The sequence below is a fragment of the Phenylobacterium aquaticum genome (assembly GCF_947378715.1).
Lineage (GTDB): Bacteria > Pseudomonadota > Alphaproteobacteria > Caulobacterales > Caulobacteraceae > Phenylobacterium > Phenylobacterium aquaticum_A.
Genome location: NZ_CANCLE010000234.1, coordinates 1 through 4,291, shown reverse-complemented (window position 1 = coordinate 4,291; position 4,291 = coordinate 1). Strand labels below are relative to the sequence as shown.

At 70.4% G+C, this 4,291-nt stretch carries 5 protein-coding genes and 1 pseudogene; 2 read left to right on the top strand and 4 right to left on the bottom strand.

Annotation, left to right across the window (positions count from 1 at the left end):
* Positions 1 to 147, top strand: a 147-nt coding sequence (locus Q7P21_RS19610) for a Trm112 family protein (RefSeq protein WP_304179987.1), incomplete at its 5' end; no start/stop codon positions are given.
* A 231-nt stretch (positions 148 to 378) separates the two neighbouring features.
* A complete protein-coding gene (locus tag Q7P21_RS19605; RefSeq protein WP_304172356.1) occupies positions 379 to 1,152 on the top strand; it encodes a bifunctional 2-polyprenyl-6-hydroxyphenol methylase/3-demethylubiquinol 3-O-methyltransferase UbiG in 774 nt (257 codons plus the stop codon).
* Here Q7P21_RS19605 and Q7P21_RS19600 read toward each other — a convergent pair.
* From Q7P21_RS19600 to Q7P21_RS19585, 4 genes and pseudogenes are all read right to left on the bottom strand, one after another.
* The gene (locus Q7P21_RS19600) at positions 1,149 to 2,396 is read right to left on the bottom strand and encodes a UbiH/UbiF/VisC/COQ6 family ubiquinone biosynthesis hydroxylase (RefSeq protein ID WP_304179985.1); all 1,248 of its coding nucleotides are present in this window, start codon (positions 2,394 to 2,396) and stop codon (positions 1,149 to 1,151) included. The genes Q7P21_RS19605 and Q7P21_RS19600 overlap by 4 nt on opposite strands.
* 94 nt (positions 2,397 to 2,490) lie before the next feature.
* Positions 2,491 to 3,303, bottom strand: a complete 813-nt coding sequence (locus Q7P21_RS19595) for an enoyl-ACP reductase (protein ID WP_304179983.1) — start codon at positions 3,301 to 3,303, stop codon at positions 2,491 to 2,493.
* Positions 3,304 to 3,365: 62 nt separating this feature from the next.
* Positions 3,366 to 3,803: a GNAT family N-acetyltransferase gene (locus tag Q7P21_RS19590; protein WP_304179981.1), complete on the bottom strand. Its 438-nt coding sequence runs from the start codon at positions 3,801 to 3,803 to the stop codon at positions 3,366 to 3,368.
* Positions 3,800 to 4,291, bottom strand: a pseudogene (locus Q7P21_RS19585) (beta-ketoacyl-ACP synthase I); the annotation flags it as partial. The pseudogene Q7P21_RS19585 and the gene Q7P21_RS19590, both read right to left, overlap by 4 nt.

The following is a 4,291-nucleotide window of genomic DNA, read 5'->3' as shown; positions in this document are numbered from 1 at the left end:
ATCCTGGTCTGTCCCCTGACCCACGGGCCGCTGGACTATGACCGCAAGGCCGGCGAGCTGATCAGCCGCCAGGCCAAGCTCGCCTATCCCATCCGCGACGGCGTGCCGATCATGCTGCCGGAAGAGGCGCGGCCGCTGGAGGGGTGAGGCGTCCCGCCCGCCGCTGCATTGACAGCCCCTCAACCCAGGCCCACCGTCCGGGCCTGATCCCTGTCGGAGGAGGCCCCATGACCGTCCTGCATCTCCAGCGGACCGCCGCCGCCTGATCCCAGGCGACCCACGTCCGCACCTTCCGTGACGCGCCTGGATGACCCCTTGCGCGTCTGCCTGGACCTTCACCGGGGCGGCCCCGCCGCGCCCGGCGTGATGCGAGACGACATGACAGCCCAAGACACCCTGGCGACCAACCGCTACGGCCGGCTCTGCGCGGAGGTCTATGACCTCGACAAGCCGACCGGCGCCCTGTTCGACATCCCCTACTACATCGCCCGCCTGCGCGAGCGCGACGGTCCCGTGCTGGAGGCGGCGGTAGGGACCGGCCGCCTGATGATCCCGCTGCTGGAAGCGGGGATCGCGGTCGAGGGCTTCGACCATTCGCCGGAGATGCTGGCGATCTGTGGGGAGCGCGCGGCGGCCCGTGGCCTCGCCCCCACCCTGACCCAGGCCCGGTTCCAGGACCTGGCCCTGGGGCGGCGGTTCGCGGCGATCATCGTCCCGGCCAGCTCCTTCATGCTGCTGGATCGCTTCGACGAAGCCCTGGAGGCCCTGGGGCGGCTGCGGGACCATCTGGAGCCGGGTGGTCGGCTGCTGGTCGACCTGCCGCCCATGAGCGCCTTTGACGGCCAGGCGCCGGAGCGGAGCTGGACGGCGGTCAATGGCGATCTCCTGACCCTGCGTTCCAGCCGCGCGGAGACCGACGTGATCGGCCAGAGGCGGGTGCATCACGACCGTTATGAGCGCTGGCGCGACGGGCGGCTGGTCGAGACCGAGATCGAACGCTTCGCCTACCGGCTGTGGGGCATGGAGGAGTTCCGCTTCGCCCTGGGGGCGGCGGGATTCGCCGAGATCACGGTCTGCGCCAATTACCGGCCCGGCCGTGGGCCCCGGGCCGGCGACCAGATCCTCAATTTCGAGGCGGTGCGAACGGCTTAAAGCGCCTCGCCCCTCAGCAGGCGGGGCAGGTCGCCCAGGGCCCCGCCGGCTTCCTGCATGAACATCTTCCGCGCCGGTGCGATGCGGTTGACCACCGACATGCCGATCCCACGCGCGATCCGCAGCAGCGGATTGTCGTTGGAGAACAGGTGGACGAAGGCGTCCATGCCGGCCGACAGGATCACAGTGTCGAACCGGCGCCACTGGGCGTAGCGCTCCAGCACCACCTCCGAGCCGATGTCCTCGCCCAGCCGGTGGGCGTCGACCAGCACTTGAGCGAGGGCCGCGGCGCCCTTCAGACCCATGTTCAGTCCCTGGCCGGCGATCGGGTGGTTGCCGTGGGCGGCGTCGCCCAGCAGGACCGCGCGCGGCGCGTAGAACCGCTCCGCCAGCTGCAGGCCCAGTGGATAGGCGAAGACCGGCCCTTCGACCGTGACCTCGCCCAGGAACGCCCCGAAGCGGCGGGCCAGGTGGGCGTGGAAGATCTCCGGCCGCGCGGCGACCAGGGCCTTGGCCCGGTCGGTCTTCTCGGTCCAGACCAGGCTGGCGCGGTTGTCGGTCAGGGGCAGGATGGCGAAGGGCCCGCCGGGCAGGAAATATTCGTGGGCCACGCCCTCATGCGGCCGGGCCATCCGCACCGTGGCCACCACGCCCGTCTGGCCATAGTCCCAGCCGATCGACCCAATGGCCGCCGCCTCGCGCACCGGCGAGAACCGACCCTCGGCGCCCACCACCAGCGGGGCCTTGAGCACTCGGCCGTCGGCCAGGGCTACATGGGCGCCGGCGGCGTCGAAGCTGACGCCCGACACCCGGGCCGGCGCCAATACGGTGATCCCCGCCCGGGCCACGGCGGCCGCCAGGGCGGCGCGGGTGCGGCGGTTCTCCAGCAGATAGCCCAGGGGCTCGCCGTCGCTGCGGTCGGCGATCTCGTCGGAATCGAACCGCAGGAAGAAGGGCAGGGGCGCGCCTGAGGCCGCGCCGGGGGCGGTGGCGTCGGTGACCAGGATCTGTTCGATCCGCTGGGCGTGGGGCTCGATGTCCGGGGCCAGGCCCAGCGCCCGCCACTGGCGGAAATTGGCATAGGCGATGGCGGACGCCCGGCCGTCGAAGCTGGGCGCCAACTGGTCGTCGAAGATCACCGGGTCGATCAGCAGCGGCTCGAGCCCGCCCTGCTTCAGGGCCAGGGCCAGGGTCGCCCCGGCCATGCCGGCCCCGGCGATGATCACGTCCGCATCTGAACTCATGGCCGCGATATGCCGACGATCCAGGGCCCGCGTCCAGGGCGTCGCGCTGAAAAGCCCTCGCCCCTTTGGGGGGAGGGTTCGGCAGGGCTTAGCCTCAGCCCTCGTCGTCCTCGGTGAAGCCCATGATGTGGAAGCCGGCGTCGACGTGGATCAGTTCGCCGGTGGTGGACCTGCCGAGGTCGGACAGCAGCCACAGGGCGGCGCCGGCGACGCCCTCCATGGAGGTGTCCTCCTTCATGGCCGAGAGCGAACGGCCCTTGGCGAGCATGCCGCGGCCGCCGGAGATGCCGGCCAGAGACAGAGTGCGCATGGCGCCGGGCGAGAGCGCATTGACCCGGATGCCCTTGGGGCCGAGGTCGCGCGCGGCGTATCGGGTGGCCGCCTCCAGGGCCGCCTTGGCGACGCCCATGGTGTTGTAGTTCGGGATCGCGCGCTCGGAGCCCATATAGGTCAAGGTGATGATCGAGCCGCCGTCCGGCATCATGGCCGAGGCCCGGCGCGAACAGTCGACGAAGCTGAAGGCCGAGATGTCCATGGCCCGCAGGAAGCCCTCGCGGGTGGTGTTCTCGACGAACGAGCCCTTCAGCTCATCCTTGTTGGCGAAGGCGATCGAGTGGACGAAGAAGTCGATCGTCCCGAAGGCGGCCTTCACGGTCTCGAAGGCCGCATCCATCGAGGCGTCGTCGGTCACGTCCACGGCGGCCAAGACCTTCACACCCAGCTGGGCGGCGAGCGGCTCGACCCGGCGCTCCATGCCCGGCAGGTGCAGGAACGCGATCTCGGCGCCCTGGGCGGCCAGCTGGCAGGCGATGCCCCAGGCGATGGACTGGTGGTTCGCGACCCCGGTCACGATCCCCTTCTTGCCCTTCATCAGTTCGCCCTTGGGCATCTGATATTCTTCGGCCACGCGCATCTCCCTGCGTTTGTCTGGTGCGGTTTTGGACGGAGCGCGGCGGGGACGCAAGCGCTCTACAGCGTCCTACGCATCCCCACATGGCTGGGGGCGAAGCCCAGCCGGGCGTAGAATCGCTGCGCCGCCTCGCGGCTTTCGTGGGTGAACAGCTCGATCGCCGAACAGCCCCGCGCCCGCGCCTGGTCCATCGCCCAGGCGATGAAGGCGGCGCCCACGCCGCGTCCGCGCAGGGCTGAATCCACCCGCACGGCCTGCAGCAGGGCGAAGCGCCGGCCGCGATTGGACAGGCCCTGGATCACGGTCATTTGCAGGGTCGCGCGCGCCACGCCGTCGATCTCGGCGACCGCCAGCAGGGTGTTGGCGTCGAGGTGGGCGAACGCCGCAGCGTAGGGCTCGAGGTCGGTCAGGTCCTCACGGCCCGCCCCCAGGGCGTCATCGGCCAACAGGGCGACGATGGCAGGCAGGTCGGCGGCGATCGCCGGGCGGAAGATCAAATCCGGCCCATCACCAGGGCGCCATTGGTGCCGCCGAAGCCGAAGCTGTTGGACATCACCGTTTCGACCTGACGGTCCTCGCGCTTGCGCAGGATCGGCATGTCGGCGAAGGCCGGGTCGAGGTTCTCGATGTGGGCGCTCTCGGCCAGGAAGCCGTTATTGAGCATCAAGAGCGAATAGATCGCCTCCTGCGCGCCGGCCGCCCCTAGGCTGTGGCCGGTCAGCGACTTGGTGGACGAGATCGCCGGGGCCTTGTCCCCGAACACCGCGCGGACCGCCTCCATCTCCTTCAGGTCCCCGACCGGGGTCGAGGTGCCGTGGGGGTTGAGGTAGTCGATCTTGCGACCGCCGAGGCCGGCCATGGCCAGCTTCATGCAGCGGGCTGCGCCCTCGCCGGAGGGGGCGACCATGTCGTGGCCATCGGAATTGGCGGCGTAGCCGATGATCTCGCCATAGATCTTGGCCCCACGGGCCTTGGCGTGCTCGTA

Coding starts and splice junctions, on each gene's coding strand:
- Q7P21_RS19605 (WP_304172356.1), top strand. CDS start 379: ATGACAGCCCAAGACACCCTGGCGACCAACCGCTACGGCCGGCTCTGC.
- Q7P21_RS19600 (WP_304179985.1), bottom strand. CDS start 2,396: ATGAGTTCAGATGCGGACGTGATCATCGCCGGGGCCGGCATGGCCGGG.